Genomic DNA, 18,041 nt, shown 5'->3' on the forward strand with positions numbered 1-18,041 from the left:
CGTCGTGAACTTCTGCCCCACCGAAATTGACGGGCGTCAACGTAATTGGTCACCGATGGCCCAAGATTTTGCGACGCGTGACGATTTGGCTGCGCCGCGTCGACATGTGCATGGAGGCTCTGATGGCAGGCAAGGTTATCGGTATCGACCTGGGAACGACGAATTCCTGTGTCGCAATTATGGAAGGCACACAAGCAAAGGTCATTGAGAATGCCGAAGGCGGACGCACCACGCCGTCCATAGTCGCATTCACCAAGGACGGGGAAATCCTTGTGGGTCAGCCTGCCAAACGGCAGGCCGTAACCAACCCGGAAAACACGGTCTTTGCCATTAAGCGCCTGATCGGGCGTCGATATGACGATCCGACCGTGGAGAAGGACAAGGGCCTTGTACCCTATAAGATCACCAAGGCCGACAATGGCGATGCCTGGGTCGAGGCGATGGGCAAAAAATTAAGCCCAAGCCAGATCAGCTCCTACATATTGGTTAAGATGAAGGAGACTGCCGAAGCCTATCTTGGAGAGAAGGTCACGCAGGCAGTGATCACCGTGCCCGCCTATTTCAATGACAGCCAGCGTCAGGCCACTAAGGATGCGGGCAAGATCGCGGGGCTCGACGTTCTACGTATCATCAACGAACCTACAGCGGCGGCTCTTGCCTACGGACTCGACAAGAAGAAGACCGGGAAGATCGCGGTCTATGACCTGGGCGGCGGTACCTTCGATATCTCCCTTCTCGACATCGGCGACGGCGTGTTTGAGGTCAAGGCAACCAACGGTGATACATTCCTGGGGGGCGAGGATTTCGACAAGCGGATCGTCGACTGGCTGGCCGATGAATTCAAGAAGGACCAGGGCATTGATCTTCGAAACGATCGGCTAGCCCTCCAACGGCTTCGCGAGGCCGCAGAGAAGGCCAAGATAGAACTGTCATCGGCGATTGAAACCACGATCAGCCTGCCGTTCGTCACCGCAGATCAGCACGGCCCCAAGCACCTCGAGATGAGGCTTAGCAGAGCCAAGCTCGAAGATCTCGTCGGGGACCTCATCCAGCGCACGGAACCGCCGTGCAAGGCAGCTATGAAAGACGCCAAGGCAAGGCCCGAAGATATCGAAGAGACTGTGCTGGTCGGCGGGATGACCCGTATGCCGAAGGTGCAGGAGACGGTCGCCAAAATTTTTGGGAAGGAGCCTACCAAAGGCGTCAATCCGGACGAGGTGGTCGCGGTTGGCGCCGCCATCCAGGCAGGCGTGCTGCAGGGCGACGTCAAGGACGTGCTGCTTCTTGACGTGACACCTCTTTCGTTGGGCATCGAGACGCTCGGCGGCGTGTTCACGCGCCTTATCGAGCGCAACACAACCATACCTGCCCAAAAGAGCCAGATTTTCTCGACGGCCGAGGACAATCAAGGCGCCGTTACGATCCGCGTTTTTCAAGGCGAACGCGAAATGGCTGTCGACAACAAGATGCTCGGTCAGTTTGACCTCGTCGGCATTCCTCCTGCGCCGCGCGGGGTGCCACAGATCGAAGTCGCCTTCGATATCGATGCCAACGGCATCGTCAACGTTACGGCAAAGGACAAGGCGACCGGAAAAGAGCAGCGGATCAAGATCGAGGCTTCGGGCGGATTGTCACAATCCGACATCGACCGGATGGTGAAAGAGGCCGAAGCCAATGCCGAGGCGGACAAGAAACGCCGAGCGTTGGTTGAGGCGCGCAACCACGCCGACGCGCATATCGCCGCAAGCCAACGCGCGCTGGATGAAGCCGGCGATAAGGTCTCTGCCGCCGACAAAGCTCCGGTCCAAGCAGCTATCAACGATCTGAAGACGGCGATGTCGGGAGACACGGTCAGTGAGATCGAGGCAAAGGCCAATGCGTTGCACGTGGCGTCGACGAACTTTGGCGCAAAACTTCACCAAGCAAGTGCCGGTGCCGCGGAAGGTCAGCAATCGGCCGCGGGATCGTCGGGGGAGGATGTAGTCGATGCCGATTTCGAGGAAATCGAAGACACGGACGGAAAAGGTCATGGGTGAAGCGCGGGAAGGCGAAATGGGATCGGGTCCACGACCAGAGGATAGACCGGAACCAGGCGACAGCACAAAAACCGAAGCCGTGACCGCCTTGGAAGCGGAACTCGCAGACACGAAGGACAAGCTGCTGCGATCGCTTGCCGAGCAGCAGAATATTCGGCGGCTTATGCAGAGAGAGCGTGATGAAGCGGTGAAATTCGCTGCTTCGCGGTTGGCCGAGGACTTGCTCGAGACACTGGACAATTTGCGTCGCGCGGTCGAGAGCGCGTCCGCCAGCACCTCGGGTGAGATCGAGATGACGCGGCTTGTGTCGGGCGTCGAAGCCACCGAGCGCAACTTGCTGACCGTTCTCGCGCGTCACGGCGTGCAGCGTATCGATCCTCTCGGTGAAAAATTTGATCCGCATCGACACCAGGCGGTGTTCCAGCGGTCCGATCCTGCGGAAGACGGCACAATCATCGAGGTCCTTCAACCTGGATATATGCTCCACGACAGGCTCTTGCGGCCGGCGATGGTCGGCGTCGCAGCCGAGCCAACTCCGCCCTGATCCGAGAGGATAGGCGGCGCAAAGCCCATGGCCTGCAAGAAACCCTTGTTCGGTGGAAGTAACCAGTGAGCGGCGCTGTCGATATCCCCTATCTGGCCGAGTACTTCCGATCTGGCCGGCCGCTGGCGCCTTGGGTAGCCCTAAGTGCCCCGAGGAGTTTGTCGTAGTCGCGACGCAGCATGTTGAGTTGGTCGATCAACTCCAGCACCACCTCGATGCCCTCGCCGTTGACCCCCATCAGTTCGCCTAAGTCGTGAATCAAGCGCGCTCGCGCCTCGTCGACGTCGCGAAAGACGCGTTTCCCCTTGATGCGATGGGGGACGATCCATCCGTCATTGAGCCAAGCGTGCAGGGTCTTGATATCGATCTCCATGCGGTCCGCGAACTCTTCTTCCGTCGACATCTACGCTTCCATCGATCGCCTGGGATTGTAGGCCTTACCGGCTGGCCAGTTGGACACGAAGTCTTTCAGATCGGGGTCCGGCTTGTTCGGCAGAACAATCTTCAGAGTCGCATACGCGTCGCCCCTGGTTCCGTCTCCTTTCGCCACGCCTCTGCCTTTCAGGCGCAGGGTCTTGCCACTGCTGGAATTCTCCGGAACCGTAGCGACCACTGGGCCGATGGGCGTTGGCACCTTGATCTTGCCGCCGTTCACCGCCTCCGCGAGCGAGATAGGAAGGTCGAAGCGGATATCATCACCATCGCGCCGATAGAAGGGATGCGGGCGCACGTGAAGCTCGATCAGCGCGTCTCCGGCTAGTTCGCGGCCCTGTTTGGCCTCGCCTTGTCCACGCAACCGCAAGATCTGGCCGTCACGCGCTCCTGCGGGAATGCGGATTTCCAGCGCTTTGCTGTCGGGCATCGTCACCCTGAGTGTGGCTCCATTGACCGCGTCAAGAAAGTCGATGTCGATCGAGTAGCGAATATCCGCGCCCCGCATGCGGAAGTTGCGGGCCGAACGACGCGAGAAGAACTCGCCAAACATGTCGTCCAATCCGGCCTCATCGAGGGGGGAGCCATGTTGATAAGCCTCCGCATCGGCTTCGGAAAAGTCCCGATAATACCGACGCTGCGGCGTCTCAAGGCCCTGCGCGTCGATCTCGCCGCGATCAAAGCGGCCCCGTTTCTCCTCGTCGCGGAGTATTTCGTAGGCCGCGGACAAATCTTTGAATTGCTGTTCGGACCCTCTATCACCAGGATTGAGATCGGGATGGAGTTTCTTTGCACGGCGGCGATACGCCGACTGAATCTCCTTCTGCGAGGCGTCGCGCTTGACGCCGAGAATCTCGTAGGGGTCCTCTCCTTTCATCGCAACTGTCCGCCACAATCCATCTTTGCCCACGTCCAGTCAGGTCATCGTCCTTACGATTAACCGAAACCGGCCGGCGTGAAACTGACAGGCGTCAATGCCAGCATTAGCAGCGTAGATGCATCAATCTGGAAAGCGAACTCACGTGGGATCCTGACATCAATGCCACCGATGTCGGCGTCTCGGCGAACAATGGGCCGGGCGGAAGGCAGTTAGACGTCGCTGACTACCGAAATGGGTGTTCTGTTCGAGGGCGGCTCCTGCGGCCGATCTACAACAAGGCGAGACCACTATTTGGCCTCCTTCTCGCTCTTCGTCGTGTCTTCCTTATCGGGCGACTTGGCGTTCCAAAGAAGCAACGTCCCCGCTATTGCTGCAACCACGGAAGCCAAGAGAACAGCGATCTTCGCGGCTTCGAAGTCGCTATAGCGGGGAAAGGCCTGGCCCGCGATGAACAACGACATGGTGAATCCGATTCCGGCGAGGACGCCGGCACCAGCCAATTGCCGCCACGAGTATGCGTCCGGCTTCTGCGCGATACCCGCCTTTACAGCTAGTACTGACGCTGTGAAAAGCCCGAGCGGCTTGCCCACTACCAGACCGGTCATGATTGCAGCCACCAGCTGACCATGCCCGGTCAGGTTACCAGCGCTGAATGCGACCCCGGCATTTGCCAGGGCGAAAATTGGCAATACAACGTAGCTTGAGCGTGCGCCGGCGTGACGCAGAAGACGATCGGCCGGGGATTCAAGTCGATTGTGGATCGTATCGAGTGCGCGCAACGCTGGAAGTGACGGACCGTTGCGGAGCACCTCCTCACCACGGCTTGCCTCCTTGCGCAGTATGGCGTTGGCCTGCACCGTCAAGGCGGGCAGGTTCGGCGGCGGGCGCGTCGGGATGAACAGCGCCAGCAGGACGCCGGCAAGCGTGGCGTGTAGTCCTCCCGCATGAATGAACGCCCACAACAGGACGCCGATCAGCATATAGGGAGCCACGCGGTAGATATGCCATCGGTTGAGAAAGGCGAGCACGGCAACTGCTGCCAAGGCCGCGAGCAGATATCCGATCTGGAAACCGCTGGAGTAGAAGAACGCCACCACGAGGATCGAACCGATGTCGTCGACAATGGCGGCTGCAGTCAGGAACACCCGAAGCTCCAAGGGAACCCGGCTGCCCATTGCCGCCATGACCGCGATGGCGAACGCCGTGTCCGTGGCGATCGGCACGCCCCAGCCGTGCTGCCATTGGCCGGACGGAATGATGAGGAGGTATAGCAAGGCCGGCGCCAGCATGCCGCCGATCGCCGCCGCTACGGGCAGGGCGGCCGATGGTCGGTTCGCCAGATGACCGGCGGTGAGTTCGCGCTTTATCTCCAGTCCCACGACCAGAAAGAAGATCGTCAGCAAGGCATCGTTGACCCACTCCAGCACAGACATGCTGAAGCCCCAACTGCCCAGCGAGATGCCAAGCTTCCATTGCCAAAGGGCCGCGAATGCTTGTTCGAACGGCGAATTGGACAGGGCGAGTGCCAGCAGCGTCGCGATCAGCAGGAGGACGCCGGCGGAAGGTCCCCATTGCACGAACTCGAATGCGGCGACCCGTACCCGATGCCCCATTGTCTCGAGCATGGCGTCGCTGAGGGAACTTTCGTCCCACGGCCCCTTGTAGCGTCTGCCATTGATGAAGAAGGTCGGCGTTATCTTGACGCCGCTTGCTTCCGCACTCAGTTCGTCCTCCGCAACACGCTGATGCGCTTCCCGCGAGGATTCCGTAAGATCAATGCCGACCGACGCGGCGGCCGTTTCGAGGTCGTGTTCGGTGAGCGCATTGGAGCGCGACATCAACTCGACATGGACTTTCCAGAACTGCTCGCGATCGACGCGTTCCGCCAGTTCAGCAGCGCGCCGGGCGAGATCGTTGCCTGGCGGTGGACGATGGCGGAACACATAGCGCATCTGATCGTCGAACCGGTCGCGGAGTTTTGCGATGACATCATCGACGGCGCGGGAACTGACGCTGCCGTAACTGCCATATTCAACCAGCGTGATCGGTGCATCCACAGGGCCGAGGATGTGATCGCGATTCTGGTCGATCGGTGGATCGAGATGATCAGTTTTTGAAGCCATGCGCCTTCATCACCTTCTCTTCGTCCGACCTCAGCGGAAGGATCTTGCGGCTCGCTCAATCAAGCGGCCGAACGCTTTCGTGTGGCTCTCAGCGGCGCGGAGTGGTGACCGCAATGAACATCGCCGCGACCATTGGGCCGGCGACGAAGCCCTTGAAACCCATTGCGGAAATGCCGCCGAGGGTGGAAATCAGAACGACGTAGTCGGGCATCCTTGTGGACTTGCCGACGAGTACGGGGCACAGAAGATTATCGGCCAGTCCCATGACCAGCATACCGAATAGGGATAGTCGCTTTCCAGATCGCCCCGGAAATCATCGGACTTGGTTCCTGTCATAGTCTCCGCAAGTAGCGAATATGGCCCGGAGGGTCGGATTCGTACATCGCGCCTCTGAAACTGCTAAGCGCGCTGCGCCTCCTTCCTGCGCTCGGCGGCGATGAAATGCGTGACCGTCGGCTCGCCGAGCAACCTGGAACGGACCTTGGCCGGCCACGAAGACACAGACGTCTCGGATCAGGTTCGGCTCATTCTGGAGGCGGAAGAAATCGAGATGCTGCTGTCCGCAAGAATGCAGCAGGTCGAGGGCCGCTCAGGCGAGCGCCTACATGCAACAGGCAACGTACGCTAGAGGCAACAGATATCCCGGTTGCGCCCCGCCGCACGCCCAATACGCAGGGGTGAAGGGGCTTGTCGATGCCGACGACCGCATTCCGGCTTCACGATGATCGGCGCCGAGGCTGGCAAAGTGATGGCGGCGGGGGATCCCCAACGCGCGTAGCGCGACGCCATTCGAACCCATCCCTCAATGGCGAAGGGTATGAACGCCATGTCTGGCAATGTACCGGCTCCTGCGCAGGCTTCGGTTCAGGACGAGGTGGAAACGTTCAAGGACTACCGGCGGTGACCCGGAAGATCGTGCCGTTCGCATCGTCGCTGACCAGCAGAGCGCCGTCCTGCGCGACGGCTATGCCGGCGGGCCGGCCCCAGACCGTCTCTTCGTCCAGCACGAACCCGGTCATGAAATCCTCATAGACGCCGGTTGGCTTGCCGTCTTTCATCCTGGCGCGGATCACCTTGTATCCGGTCCTCTTTTCCCGGTTCCAGGAGCCATGCATCGTGGCGAAGGCGTCGCCGCGGTATTCGTCCGGAAATGCGTCCGCGTCATAGAAGACGAGCTGCAGTGTGGACGAATGCGCCTGGAGCAAGACGTCAGGCACCTGGACCTTGTCTTGTAGGTCCGCGCGCTCGCCGGCGTGGGCCGGATCTTCGTTGCCGCCGGTGTAGTACCAAGGCCAGCCATAGAACCCGTGCTCCTGCACTGTTGTCAGGAAATCGGGTACCAGGTTGGGGCCGAGGTGGTCGCGTTCGTTCCCGGTGCACCACAAGGTGTTGGTGCCGGGCTGAATGGTCATGCCGGAGCAATTGCGCAGACCGGTTGCATAATTGCGGACTTTCTCGCCCTCCGGGTCGAAGACACGCACCACGGCCCGGTTCTCCTCGTCGCCCCAGGCCGCACCCACCCCGTGCGTCTTCTCGAAAGCCTTGATCTCATCTGGTGACTTCTTCGGCATGTCGGGAGCGACATTGGTGGACGAGCCAATTGAGACGAACAGGCGTTGGCCGTCGGGCGAGACCGCCAGGTCGCGCGTCCAGTGCCGCTTGGTAGGAATATCCGGGATGATGATTTCAGCTGGGGCAGTCGCGTTGCGATTGCCGGCCTTGTACGGATACCGAACGACCTGGTTCGCCGCTCCCACATAGACGTATCGCGGTTCGGTTGGCGGGTAGAACGCGATGCCGAACGGCCTGTCCAGGCCTTCGGCAAAGACCTCAGGCTTGGCCGGCGCATCTTTCGCCGCGTCGACGGGAAAGACCAGCACGCGCCCGCTTCCGCTTTCCGCCAGGAAGATGTCGCCATTGGGAGCGACCCGCATGACACGGGGCTTGTTCAGGCCGCGGGCGAACACCTGCACCGTAAAACCTGCCGGCACGTCCGGCATCTTGCCTTGCGGTGCCTCGACAACCTTTGCCATGTGCTCGAAATCCGGCGCTTCGGGATCGTTTCCAGCAAGGGTAGGCGGTGGCAGGTTTGTGGGCGTGATGTGACGACCTACGCCAGGGGCGTCGGCCTCCCAGCTGCCAAAGGCGGATTTGCCTGTAAGAACCTCTTTGGCTTGCACTGGCACAAGCGAAACAAACGCTAGCGGCAGACTGAGCAGGAACATCGATGCGCGCAATGGTCATTCCTCCCCGAAGACAGGTCCGGGTATGCTTGGACCAACACTCAAACGGAGCGCGGTCGGCAAAGGTTCCGGATCGGACCACAGAGTTGAAGCCCGCGTCCGGCCCCAGATCAGCGTGTGCGCTGCGGGCCTGAGAGCCGGCGATCGTGCAAAATCTTATGCGGCGCTTTCAAACCATCGGGTCACTCCTGATGGCAGATGGCCCCTCCTATCGCTTTCATCCGGCTGTTAAAAGCGGCCATGTCGTCGACATCAACATCGATGACGAGGGCCGCTGAGCCTGTGCGCAAGTTCCGTGAGACGTCATCCATGATCTTTTTGTCCGCGCCACGGTTGGTGGCCGCGGCCGACGCGCCCGCCACCGCCCCGCCTGCCGCCATGATGGCTGCCGCCAGCAATCCCACGCCCAGCCCAGCCAGCCCGCCGATCAGCGCGCTGGCGGCGACAACAGCCAATCCATCGTCAGACACAACCTGCATCGACAGTTTCCCGTCGGCATCCTTGGTAACGGTGGCCGCGGCGTACAATACGAGGCTGCCTTCCGAACTAAGATCCTTCAGGGCCTGTATTCCTTGCCGCGAACCTGTTTCATCCGAAAAGGCTACAACGACGAATGTGCTCATCGAAGCTATCCCGTCATCCTCTGGCTGATCGCCGAAATGAAACCATCGCAACCATCGACGTAAGATGTTGTACAGCGACCCAAGCGGCAAGCGCGGTTACGCTTGTATCCTGTCTGGAGCAAGGCCGCGACGGTTCAGCAATCCGGTCAAGCTTGCCACGTCGGCGTGTAGACACCAACATATCATGGACAGCCAGTGGCGTGCTCGCTTGATGCTGCTTGCAGATCGTCCTGGCTCCAGTTTTGCGTCACTTCCGGGGCTCCTTGTCGTCGCCGATTTCTTCTTGGGCTGACTTTGCGGATCGATCACCTGGTCGGGCGACAGGGAGATTCCAACCGCGCTGGATCGCCACCAGCCGAAGTCCGAAGCACAACATCGCCCCGGCAATCGCCGCCGCGCCTGAAGGGAGATGCAGCATATGAGCTGCGACGACCACGGTGGCGCCGGCCAGGGCGGCGATGGCGTAAAGCTCGGCACGCAGCTCCGTCGGTATTTCGGTGACCAGCACATCGCGCGCCACGCCGCCGCCAATCCCGGTGAGCATGCCGAGCAAGGCGGCCGCTACCGGATGAAGGTTGAATGCCAAAGCCTTGTGTGTGCCAGAGACGGCGAACAGCGCCAGTCCGGCGGCATCGAACAAGAGCACAGCGTTGTGTATCCGGTGGACCTTGGTGAACCAAAGGAAGGTGGCCATGCCTGCCAACAACGACACGCCCAGGTAGTGCCAGTCACTGATCGCCGCCGGCGGGATCGCACCGATCATGTTGTCGCGCGAGATGCCGCCGAAATTTCCTGTGCAACGAAGGACAGGACAAGAACCCCGAACACGTCGAGGCGTTTCTTCACGCCGGCGCTGGCGCCGCTGAGCGCGAAAACAAAGGTGCCGAGCAGGTCGAACAGCAACAAAAAGCCCGTCATCGCGGCGCCGATCTCAACCAGAACCAAAGCTTACTCTACGCGTCGCGGGATCGATCAACCAGGGTTCTTTCCCTATGCCGCCAGCAGCCAGGCCGATGCGGGTCCTTTCTTCCCACCGGAACTGTGGTCCGCTTAGCCCGAGGTCGGCCCTTCCTCGGGATCGGTGTCTTCGTCGGGCCTTGATCCGCCCTTGTCGCGCTGGGGGCCGGCTTCCGCATTTGGCCGTCGTGCACTGGACTTTACGTGTGCAATCTTTGGGCCTGCGCGTGGCGAGCGCGCGATCTAGCAGCCACGAGGTGGGTGATCTGTGGTCCATCGCCTACCTGGAACCGGAGCACTTCTTCTTCCTGCGCCTGGTCAGCCCTGGTCACGCGCTCATGTTGTCGCAGATGATCCGCCCAGGAGTCGGAGAGAAACGTTTCAATGAAACGACTGTTGTCGCTCGGGTCCTCGAAAATCTGCCAGGCGTAAGCGCCGTCGCGGTAACGCTCGCGCCCCGCCCGTTCGATCGCCTCAAGGAAGGCCTCGCGGTTCTTGGGGTCGATATGATAGGCAATGATGACCATAACCGGGCCGCGCGCCGGATTGATATCGCTGGCCATCGCCGGCGATGGCCAACTCATGGCGGGCGTGAGATCTATGCCTTTTCCCATCTGCAAGCGCCACCGCCTCAGCAGCGGAACCGAGAGGCCGCCGCCCACCGCCGCGATCAAGAGCGCAGGCGCGACACCGAGGCGCGAGCCAACTTCGCCCCAAATGGCGCTCCCCAGGCTGAGGGCGCCTGCCATAACGGTGATGTAGACGGCCAAGCCGCGTCCCCGTACCCAATCGGGAAGCGCCGTCTGGGCCGAAACGTTCAAGCTCGAAACCGCGGTGATCCAGGTGGCACCCGCGACCACGCTCGCGGCGATTGCGAGCGCGGGCGTGGATGCCAGCCCGAAAAGGGCTGTTGCCGCCGCACTGCCCAGTGCGCCAGCATGGCCCAGTCCGTCGGGCCCGAGCCAATCCTTTAGCCGAGGGAGCAAGGCCGCAGTGGCCACAGCCGACATCCCGATGCCGCCCAACAACGCTCCATAAAGGGACGGCCCGCCACCAACCTGTTGGCGCGCCACAAGCGGTAGCAGCGCCCAGTAGGCGCCGGCGAAAATGAAGAACCCGGCAGCGCGGATCAACGTAGCGATCAGGGGGCGGTTGTAGCGCGCATGCCGAAGCCCCACGATCATAGCACTCGCAAAATGTTCGGCCGGGAGTCGTGAGGCAGCCCGTGTGGGCTCGGGCCACCAGGCGAGGGCCCCGATGACCCCCAAATTGCTGGCTGCGTTCAGCAGAAATGGGGCCGGCACACCCAGTGCCCCCAAAAGCGCACCTCCCAGTGCGGGCCCAACCGCGCGGCTGACGTTGACGCTCACGCTATTGGCGGCGACGGCCATCGGAAGCTCTGGCCTGGGGACGAGGAGCGAGACGATGGCTTCCCATGCCGGAGCGGTGAGGGCCTCGCCGGTCGCCACCAAGAAGGCAAAGAAGAGCAGGTTCCAGGAGGTGACCAGATGAAACCAGATGACAGCAGCAAATGCCGAGGCGCTCAGAGAAATCGCTATCTCGCCAACGATCAGGTATTTGCGCTTGTCGACGATGTCGACGAGGGCCCCTCCCGGGATAGCAAGTAGAAACACCGGCAAAGTCGATGCGACCTGAACCAGCGAGACCATCAATGGCGATGTCGCGAGGCTTGTCATCAGCCAGCCGGAGGCGGCGGAATACATCCAGCTGCCGATGTTTGCGACGAGGGTTGCCAGCCAGATCACTGCAAAGGACTTGTGGCGGAACGGCGACAAAACCGAGATAGACGACTTGGCCGCATTATCCCCGGATTGCCTTCGCCCGCTTGCTGGCATGGCCATTCCTCTGCCTGCGACAGGCGCATACGCGATGCTGGCTGCGCACCTCGATATAACTAGAGCATGAGGCGAACCGGCGAAGCGGAATTCTCAAAGAAGCGCGAAGCGGATGCAAGCTGCCTGCAATGGGGCCGGGGAATGCATACCGATGCCCGGCGTCAAAATCCTCCAGGGCTTCGCCGCTTGGCGCCAGCCGCTCGGATCTGGCGGGCACCCGGCTGCGCGGTTCGGATGCCAGTTGTTCGGACGTCAAATCAGATACGGCAGCGGCGCCTTATCAACGAGGGTCATCGAGCTGAGGCCTGGATCAAGACCAATCCACACTGGACCCGCGCCGATCGCACTAGCTTCATAATTGCGACTCGATCGGCAGCCAGCCAATGGTGGTGGCGGCGAGGGACCGCCAGATGCTCGCTTCAGGCTCGGATTTCAGCTTTTTCGCGCTGGCTCCGGCTCCATCCAGCCAGACGATCTCTCCATTTTCGAGCAGAAGCCGATAGCTGCTCGCCGGCGATACCTCACGGACGAAAACCCTGTTCACCTCCATTGTCAGGTCGCGGTCGTCAAACAGAACCCCCATTTCAGTATTGAGCGAGATCGAACGTGGATCGAAATTGAACGAGCCTATGAAGCCCGATTTGCCGTCGACGGTGAAGGCCTTGGTGTGAAGACTGGCACCGCTCGATCCGAACAAGGATACATCCTCACGGATGATTTCCGGCCGAAGTTCGTACAAATGAATGCCACCGGACAGCAGCGGTTCGCGATAATGTGCATAGGCACCATGCACGGCGGCGACATCGGTCGCCGCCAGCGAATTCGTCAGCACGGTTACCACCGTGCCGCCCGCAACCAAGCTTCGCAGGGCCGCCACCCCCTGATCTCCCGGAATGAAATAGGGCGAGATGATGTGCAACTCGGTCGTTGCCGAGTTGCACACCGGAAAAATTGCGTTCAGGAGCCAGTTCTCCCTTGCTTCGCTGTTGGCCTTTTCTGCCGGGTCGGAAACGATATTGGCATTGGCGGTCCAGTGAAGGGGCTGATCTCCGTTCAGCAGGGATTCGGGGCTGTCCGTGTCCTGCAAGCGCTGCAGGTAAGGCTGCGCGGCGCCACCCGATAAAAGTGCTTCCAAACGCGCCTTCGTCCCCTCCAGATCACCTCTGCGCTTCCCGGAAAGCGATTTGACGGGAAGTACGGCGCTGCTGTTCCAATAGTCGTCGAAGACGGATTCGGCCTGTTGCACCACGGGCCCCAGCAGAGTGAGGTCCATGTCGCGAAAGTTCGAGGTTTCGGCCGCGTCGAAATAGGCGTCCCCGATATTGCGCCCGCCGACAATCGCCAGGCGCCCATCAGCTATCCACGCCTTATTGTGCATGCGCCGCGTTGCGCTGATGGCGCGAAGTGCCATGTCGAAGCCTTGCCGCAGCACGTTGGCCCGGCTGCGGGAGGGGTTGAACAGCCGGATCTCGATATTGGGATGGCTGTCGAGTGCAAGGTAGACGGAGTCGTCACCCTTGGTGTTGATGTCATCGAGAAGCACTCGCACCCGAACGCCGCGATCGGCCGCTGCGATCACTTCGCGCGCCAAGAGGCCGCCCGTCAGGTCGTCTTTCCAGTAGTAATATTGCAGATCGAGACTCCGCTCGGCGCTACGCGCGGCGAGCGCCCGGATCGCGAATGCCTGAAGATTGCTCGCGACCAGCAGAAGACCGCTCTTGCCCGGATGCTGCTTGAGCTTCGGCGCTACGATCCTGTCAAGCAACGTATCGCGCTCCGCAACCGGCAACACCCTTGAGGGCGCGCCGCGAGCCTGCTCGGCGAAGCGTCCGTAGGAGTAAAGCGCGGCCAGCGACGCGAGCACAAACAAAATCGCGCAAATCGCGATGGTCCACACAAGGCCCATTGTCAAAATTCCGGTCGAAAAAACTTCGAATGTTGAAACAGGCTATTTGCGGGAAACGGAGCGTTCAAGCGTTCGGTCGTGGTTAGCAGGACCACGATCACTATATCGGAGCCAGGACAGCATCGCAGGACGGCAAATGGGCCCTCGTCTCCGCCGGCGAGGGGCCAATCCGTGGAGACTATCGCCTAGTGCATCGAACAAAACGAAACAAAAATCCTTCTTTCCGCAGGTTTGGACCGCTTCTCGCATCGACGATCCGCCAGGATCGAAAATCCTACGTCATAAGACCCGCAAGGGTAGATGCATCCAAGGTCGTCATCGCCTCCTATAATATTCACAAGGGCGTGGGCAGGGACCGCCGTTTTGACCCGCATCGGACGGTGATGGTGATCAAGGAGATCAACCCCGACGTTATCGCTCTGCAGGAGGCGGATCGGCGATACGGTGACCGCTCTGGTCTTCTCGATATGGAAACGCTCAAGCGTGAATGCGGCCTCATCCCGGTCCCATTGGAAGTTTCCCAAGGCGGCCACGGCTGGCATGGCAACGTTGTCCTGTATCGGCGAGGCATCGTCACGGCTGCACACCAGCTTGATCTGCCAGGCCTTGAGCCGCGGGGCGCTGTCGTGGTCGATTTGAATCTGCCTGCGGGACCTTTGCGGATCATCGCAGCGCATCTGGGGCTGCTGCGCCGCTCGCGTGCGCGCCAGGTCGCAACTTTGCTTTCCGCCACTGAACCTCAGGATGGACGACCGGTTCTGCTCATGGGCGACTTCAACGAATGGCGGCTCGGCGACCGTTCCGCCCTCCATGGACTGGCACCGGCTTTTGGACCCTTGCATGCAGCGATACCGAGCTTTCCGGCGCGGTTTCCTGTCTGGGCCCTCGATCGCGTTCTCGCTTGTCCGCAAACTCTAATTTCGAGCGTGACTGTGCACGATACTCCCCTGTCCCGTGTCGCGTCGGACCACCTGCCGCTCAAGGCTGTCATCGATCTCTCCGCAAGAGACCAGGATCAGGTCTTCAAAATGGATAGACTGGCTACCGCTGAGGATCGGAGTGGATGACAGGTGTGGCACGTATAACCGACGGCGCAAGCTCCTTCAAATCCGTCCCGGCTAAGCGTTGGCCTCTGCCCGCCGCCAGGAGAGATAGGACATTGTTTTCTTGCCTCCTGACATGATTGGGGTTGCCGAACTCAAGCATAGCATATCGCCCTCGATCTTCACGACGCGCGGCTGAGTCTGTCCAATCCAGTTCGGGAATAGCGATACAAACATGGAATGCGTCAGGGTCTGCTTTTCCTGGTCTGTGTGGAATGGGCCGCTGTAGGCGATATAGCCAAGCGCTTCTTCCCTGATCTCCTCGTCACTTCCAACAAACCAGTCGCCGGATGCGAACTAGACGTCCGGGCTGCATGAGCTGCGCCGAAATAAATCCGTCGGGCGTATACATGATGATCCCCTTCCCGTGGGATAGGAGGGGGCGAGCCCCTAATCGATCGTCCTTCGGGAGGCGCCTTGGGAGTGGCATGAAGATGAGCACAGGGTATCGCGGGCGAGCGCTCCGCTATCGCTTCCGGATCCTGATGTTCGACACGACGGCTTCGCCCAGGCTCGGAGTGAAATCAAGCTTGAGATATCCGGCAGAGACCTGCGTCGCGAAGGATTCTTGGACGACCGTGCGATACTTGCCTTTGGCAGCTTGGAGAACGTCGAAGTTTTGCAGCTTGGTCTCACCGTTCGCGACGACGTCGAACACGCGCTGTCCGATATTCTTGGCCTTGTCGGGCTCGAGAAAACCGAGCGTGACCATGTAGTCCCCGGGATGGAGCGGGACGAAATAGCTGAAGCTGCCGCGGCGGAAATTCGCGAACAGCTGCGGATCGTCCGTCCCCTGGACAGCGGTCGTGTCCGTCGGCGCATCGAGCCCCTTCGAGACGAGCCAATCGCCTTCGCCGCCAATGAAGAAGTTGTCGGAGCCGAAGAGTTCGCCCGATGCGGATTCCGAGGCGGGCGCCGTCACGTCAGGGTTGGTGGCGGTTTTGATGGCACTCGTGTCGGGATGTTCGCCGGACATGAACCCGGTCTCCAGTTGGCCGGCCGCGATGTTGATGTTGCTTGTGTTCAGCGCCCAGTCGACCGCATCTCTGGCGGCGTCGCCCCCACGGTGGCCGACAGCCACCACCTTGTTGGTGCCCGGATCCAATTTGACATTCTTGAACACGCATGTCTTCAGCAGGCACTGCTCTTGCTTCATAGCGCCGGCGGACCTGTCGTTGACGGAAAGTTCGACCGAATCGGCGTTGCTGTAGACTTTGACGTCGGCGATCGGGTAGGCGCGGTTCGTATAGCGGCGGCTCGTGATGTAGGTCACGAGATCGGGACTCCAGTTTGCCTTGTAGAAGTAGAATGGATCCTTCCTGGTCTTCAGGTCGAAGCTGACGAGGCCCTTGGTATTGACGTCTTGAACATCACCCTCGTTGCGGAGACCGGTGGCGAAATCGAACATGTTCCAGACATAGGTGGCAAAGAGGTAGTTGGTGGACTGGATCTTGGCATAGTCCTGCTCGTGCACGAAGCTCGCATATTCCTCCGGCTGATAAACAACAGATACGCCCGGATTTCGGACCTCGGGCGGCCCGCCCATGACATTGTCTGTGTGATGGGTCAGCGCCGCGCCGGCGCCATATTCGGATATCCCGACGGGCTGATCGGGATACCGCAGGCGCACGGCATCGAGTATGGTGGTGAGCCTCGTGACCGGGCCCGAATACCAGAGGGGGTACTGGTTGCGGGCCCAGACGTCGGTGATGCCGCCCAGATCGATGTAGTTGCCGTTCACCGGAGGTTTCGCCTGGGTGACGTTATCCGCGTAGGCCGTAACCCGATAGAGATCCTCGGCCTTGGCCACCGCCTGCAATTCGCGAAACACTGGCGTGAGATTGTCATGCCAGGGCTCAAGACAATCCTTGTGCATGTAGGTGGTTTCATTGCCGAGGGCCCAGATGGCCACGGCAGCGTGATTGAACTGCTGGCGGATCATCTCCTGCAACTGCTGCCGTGCACTGGCGCGGAATGTGCGTGAGGCGTCACTGCGGGGGCACACCGATCGGCCTGCTTCTCCGATGATGACGGGGACATCCGTGGTGACGCCGATGCCGACGGGTAGTTCCGACCAGGCGACCAGCCCCATGCGATCAAGGCTGTCGAGCGTGTACCGGTCATAGGGATAGTGTGCGAGGCGAATGGTGTTGGCTCCGATCTCCTTCACCAGGGCCAGCTTGTCATCGATGTCGTGGGTCGTCTCGGCCCAGCCTTTGCCGTAAACCTCCTGGTGCATGGCGACCCCGTGCAGAGACATATGCTTGCCGTTCAGAAAGAAACCTTCTTCAGGGTCGAAGCGCATCTCGCGGATGCCGAAATCCTGCACGACCTTATCGAGGGCTTTGCCGTTCTGCGTCAGCAGCTCGGCAACCAGCCTGTACTGATAGGGATCTTCGACGCCCTGCCACAGGTGAGGTCGGCTCAGCACAAGGTCGTGGGCGACCTCGAGCCTGCCGCCCGCATTCAGCGATACGCTTTTCTCTGCGCCCTGGACAACGCGGCCGTCGGCATCCAGCAGGGAGAGGCGAAGCCGGTAGTCGGCGTCCGCCTTCGCATCGCTCTTCAGCTTGGCACGCACGTTGACGGCGGCACGGTCGCGGGAGATGGAAATGGTAGCGGCATAGACGCCGGGACCGCCCATATCGCCAAGTTCGAAGTGCACGGGGTCGGCGGTCGACACCAGGGAAACATGGCGGTAAAGACCGCCATACAAAACGAAATCGCCTCCCAACGGAGGAATGTCCGTCGGATCGTCCTCTGAGGTCGGCGCGCTATTGTCTACCTTGACGAGCAGCACGTTTTTGCCGTTCGGAACCAAAGTGTCCGTGACGTCGAACCGAAACAGTGTGAACCCGCCCTTGTGCCGCCCGAGCTTGCGTCCGTTCAGCCAGACATCGGCGACGAGGCTTGCGGCGCCGAATTCGAGCCATTTGCGCGCTCCCTTCGCCGGCGTATCGAACGCGAGCCGATACCAGCCGAGACCGCGCTTGTAAGGCGAGGAGTTGCTGGTGCTGGCCGCTTCCGCATCCCAGGTATGTGGCAGGTTTACGGTTTCCCAGTTGGCCGCGCTGGACGCCAGTGCCTCTTCGTCAGTGAGATTGTTGTCGAAGGTGAATTTCCAGTTTTGCATCAGAGGCGTGGTCATTCGCAGTTCGGTCGCGGTAACGTCCGGATTGACCGCCGCTGCTGCGTCGCTCTGGTCATGAACCGCGCTGACCGGTGCATCCTGGGCCAAGGCCACGCCGCTGAGCATTGAGAGAAGCAGAAACCCGGCAATCCAAATGCGTTGCATGAGCTTTCTCCCTTCGTTCTGCAGGGCCGCGGTAAGGAGAACA

The 18,041-nt window shown here is 60.6% G+C and carries 14 protein-coding genes and 2 pseudogenes; 4 read left to right on the forward strand and 12 right to left on the reverse strand.

Annotation, left to right across the window (positions count from 1 at the left end; genetic code table 11):
* Nucleotides 1–122 precede the first annotated feature (122 nt).
* Both dnaK and grpE read left to right on the forward strand, forming a co-directional pair.
* Nucleotides 123–2,036, forward strand: coding sequence for a molecular chaperone DnaK (dnaK, locus tag AC3A4H_RS22440; RefSeq protein ID WP_487768691.1), 1,914 nt, complete (start codon nt 123–125; stop codon nt 2,034–2,036).
* On the forward strand, nt 2,029–2,580 hold the full coding sequence (gene grpE / locus AC3A4H_RS22445; RefSeq protein ID WP_487768692.1) for a nucleotide exchange factor GrpE: 552 nt from the start codon (nt 2,029–2,031) through the stop codon (nt 2,578–2,580). The genes dnaK and grpE overlap by 8 nt, the downstream gene beginning before the upstream one ends.
* A gap of 88 nt (nt 2,581–2,668) precedes the next feature.
* On the opposite strand, the gene AC3A4H_RS22450 is transcribed toward grpE, so the two are convergent.
* The 4 genes and pseudogenes from AC3A4H_RS22450 to AC3A4H_RS22465 form a co-directional block, all read right to left on the reverse strand.
* Nucleotides 2,669–2,983: a chaperone modulator CbpM gene (locus AC3A4H_RS22450; protein WP_487768693.1), complete on the reverse strand. Its 315-nt coding sequence runs from the start codon at nt 2,981–2,983 to the stop codon at nt 2,669–2,671.
* Nucleotides 2,984–3,889 (reverse strand): DnaJ C-terminal domain-containing protein, encoded by a 906-nt coding sequence (locus tag AC3A4H_RS22455; RefSeq protein ID WP_487768694.1) that lies wholly within the window; start codon nt 3,887–3,889, stop codon nt 2,984–2,986.
* Nucleotides 3,890–4,179: 290 nt separating this feature from the next.
* A complete protein-coding gene (gene nhaA, locus AC3A4H_RS22460) occupies nt 4,180–6,015 on the reverse strand; it encodes a Na+/H+ antiporter NhaA (RefSeq protein ID WP_487768695.1) in 1,836 nt (611 codons plus the stop codon).
* 88 nt (nt 6,016–6,103) lie between these two features.
* Nucleotides 6,104–6,295: pseudogene (locus tag AC3A4H_RS22465) on the reverse strand (AI-2E family transporter); the annotation flags it as partial.
* Between the two features lie 165 nt (nt 6,296–6,460).
* Here AC3A4H_RS22465 and AC3A4H_RS22470 point away from each other — a divergent pair.
* A complete protein-coding gene (locus AC3A4H_RS22470) occupies nt 6,461–6,643 on the forward strand; it encodes a hypothetical protein (RefSeq protein WP_487768696.1) in 183 nt (60 codons plus the stop codon).
* A 256-nt stretch (nt 6,644–6,899) separates the two neighbouring features.
* On the opposite strand, the gene AC3A4H_RS22475 is transcribed toward AC3A4H_RS22470, so the two are convergent.
* From AC3A4H_RS22475 to AC3A4H_RS22500, 6 genes are all read right to left on the reverse strand, one after another.
* The gene (locus AC3A4H_RS22475) at nt 6,900–8,252 is read right to left on the reverse strand and encodes a PQQ-dependent sugar dehydrogenase (RefSeq protein WP_487768697.1); all 1,353 of its coding nucleotides are present in this window, start codon (nt 8,250–8,252) and stop codon (nt 6,900–6,902) included.
* Between the two features lie 188 nt (nt 8,253–8,440).
* Nucleotides 8,441–8,881 (reverse strand): DUF1269 domain-containing protein, encoded by a 441-nt coding sequence (locus AC3A4H_RS22480; RefSeq protein WP_487768698.1) that lies wholly within the window; start codon nt 8,879–8,881, stop codon nt 8,441–8,443.
* A gap of 247 nt (nt 8,882–9,128) precedes the next feature.
* Entirely contained in the window at nt 9,129–9,644 is a 516-nt protein-coding gene (locus AC3A4H_RS22485; RefSeq protein ID WP_487768699.1) for a trimeric intracellular cation channel family protein, read from the reverse strand.
* Nucleotides 9,641–9,784, reverse strand: a complete 144-nt coding sequence (locus AC3A4H_RS22490) for a TRIC cation channel family protein (protein ID WP_487768700.1) — start codon at nt 9,782–9,784, stop codon at nt 9,641–9,643. Before AC3A4H_RS22490 ends, AC3A4H_RS22485 begins: the two co-directional genes overlap by 4 nt.
* A 254-nt stretch (nt 9,785–10,038) precedes the next feature.
* A complete protein-coding gene (locus tag AC3A4H_RS22495; protein ID WP_487768701.1) occupies nt 10,039–11,700 on the reverse strand; it encodes an MFS transporter in 1,662 nt (553 codons plus the stop codon).
* A gap of 346 nt (nt 11,701–12,046) precedes the next feature.
* On the reverse strand, nt 12,047–13,600 hold the full coding sequence (locus AC3A4H_RS22500) for a phospholipase D family protein (RefSeq protein WP_487768702.1): 1,554 nt from the start codon (nt 13,598–13,600) through the stop codon (nt 12,047–12,049).
* Between the two features lie 188 nt (nt 13,601–13,788).
* Here AC3A4H_RS22500 and AC3A4H_RS22505 point away from each other — a divergent pair, with 188 nt between their 5' ends.
* A complete protein-coding gene (locus tag AC3A4H_RS22505) occupies nt 13,789–14,667 on the forward strand; it encodes an endonuclease/exonuclease/phosphatase family protein (RefSeq protein WP_487768703.1) in 879 nt (292 codons plus the stop codon).
* A 51-nt stretch (nt 14,668–14,718) separates the two neighbouring features.
* Here the strand turns inward: AC3A4H_RS22505 and AC3A4H_RS22510 are convergent.
* Together AC3A4H_RS22510 and AC3A4H_RS22515 are read right to left on the reverse strand one after the other, a co-directional pair.
* Nucleotides 14,719–14,982: pseudogene (locus tag AC3A4H_RS22510) on the reverse strand (lipocalin-like domain-containing protein); the annotation flags it as partial.
* 187 nt (nt 14,983–15,169) lie between these two features.
* A complete protein-coding gene (locus AC3A4H_RS22515) occupies nt 15,170–17,998 on the reverse strand; it encodes a glycoside hydrolase family 2 TIM barrel-domain containing protein (protein ID WP_487768704.1) in 2,829 nt (942 codons plus the stop codon).
* Between the last annotated feature and the right edge of the window lie 43 nt (nt 17,999–18,041).

Source organism: Pseudaminobacter sp. Soil_N_29, from assembly GCF_057656055.1.

Bases quoted from the DNA above. Each gene is read 5' to 3' on its own strand.
- dnaK (WP_487768691.1), top strand. From the start codon at position 123: ATGGCAGGCAAGGTTATCGGTATCGACCTGGGAACGACGAATTCCTGT.
- grpE (WP_487768692.1), top strand. From the start codon at position 2,029: ATGGGTGAAGCGCGGGAAGGCGAAATGGGATCGGGTCCACGACCAGAG.
- AC3A4H_RS22450 (WP_487768693.1), bottom strand. From the start codon at position 2,983: ATGTCGACGGAAGAAGAGTTCGCGGACCGCATGGAGATCGATATCAAG.
- AC3A4H_RS22455 (WP_487768694.1), bottom strand. From the start codon at position 3,889: ATGAAAGGAGAGGACCCCTACGAGATTCTCGGCGTCAAGCGCGACGCC.
- nhaA (WP_487768695.1), bottom strand. From the start codon at position 6,015: ATGGCTTCAAAAACTGATCATCTCGATCCACCGATCGACCAGAATCGC.
- AC3A4H_RS22480 (WP_487768698.1), bottom strand. From the start codon at position 8,881: ATGAGCACATTCGTCGTTGTAGCCTTTTCGGATGAAACAGGTTCGCGG.
- AC3A4H_RS22485 (WP_487768699.1), bottom strand. From the start codon at position 9,644: ATGATCGGTGCGATCCCGCCGGCGGCGATCAGTGACTGGCACTACCTG.
- AC3A4H_RS22495 (WP_487768701.1), bottom strand. From the start codon at position 11,700: ATGGCCATGCCAGCAAGCGGGCGAAGGCAATCCGGGGATAATGCGGCC.
- AC3A4H_RS22500 (WP_487768702.1), bottom strand. From the start codon at position 13,600: ATGGGCCTTGTGTGGACCATCGCGATTTGCGCGATTTTGTTTGTGCTC.
- AC3A4H_RS22515 (WP_487768704.1), bottom strand. From the start codon at position 17,998: ATGCAACGCATTTGGATTGCCGGGTTTCTGCTTCTCTCAATGCTCAGC.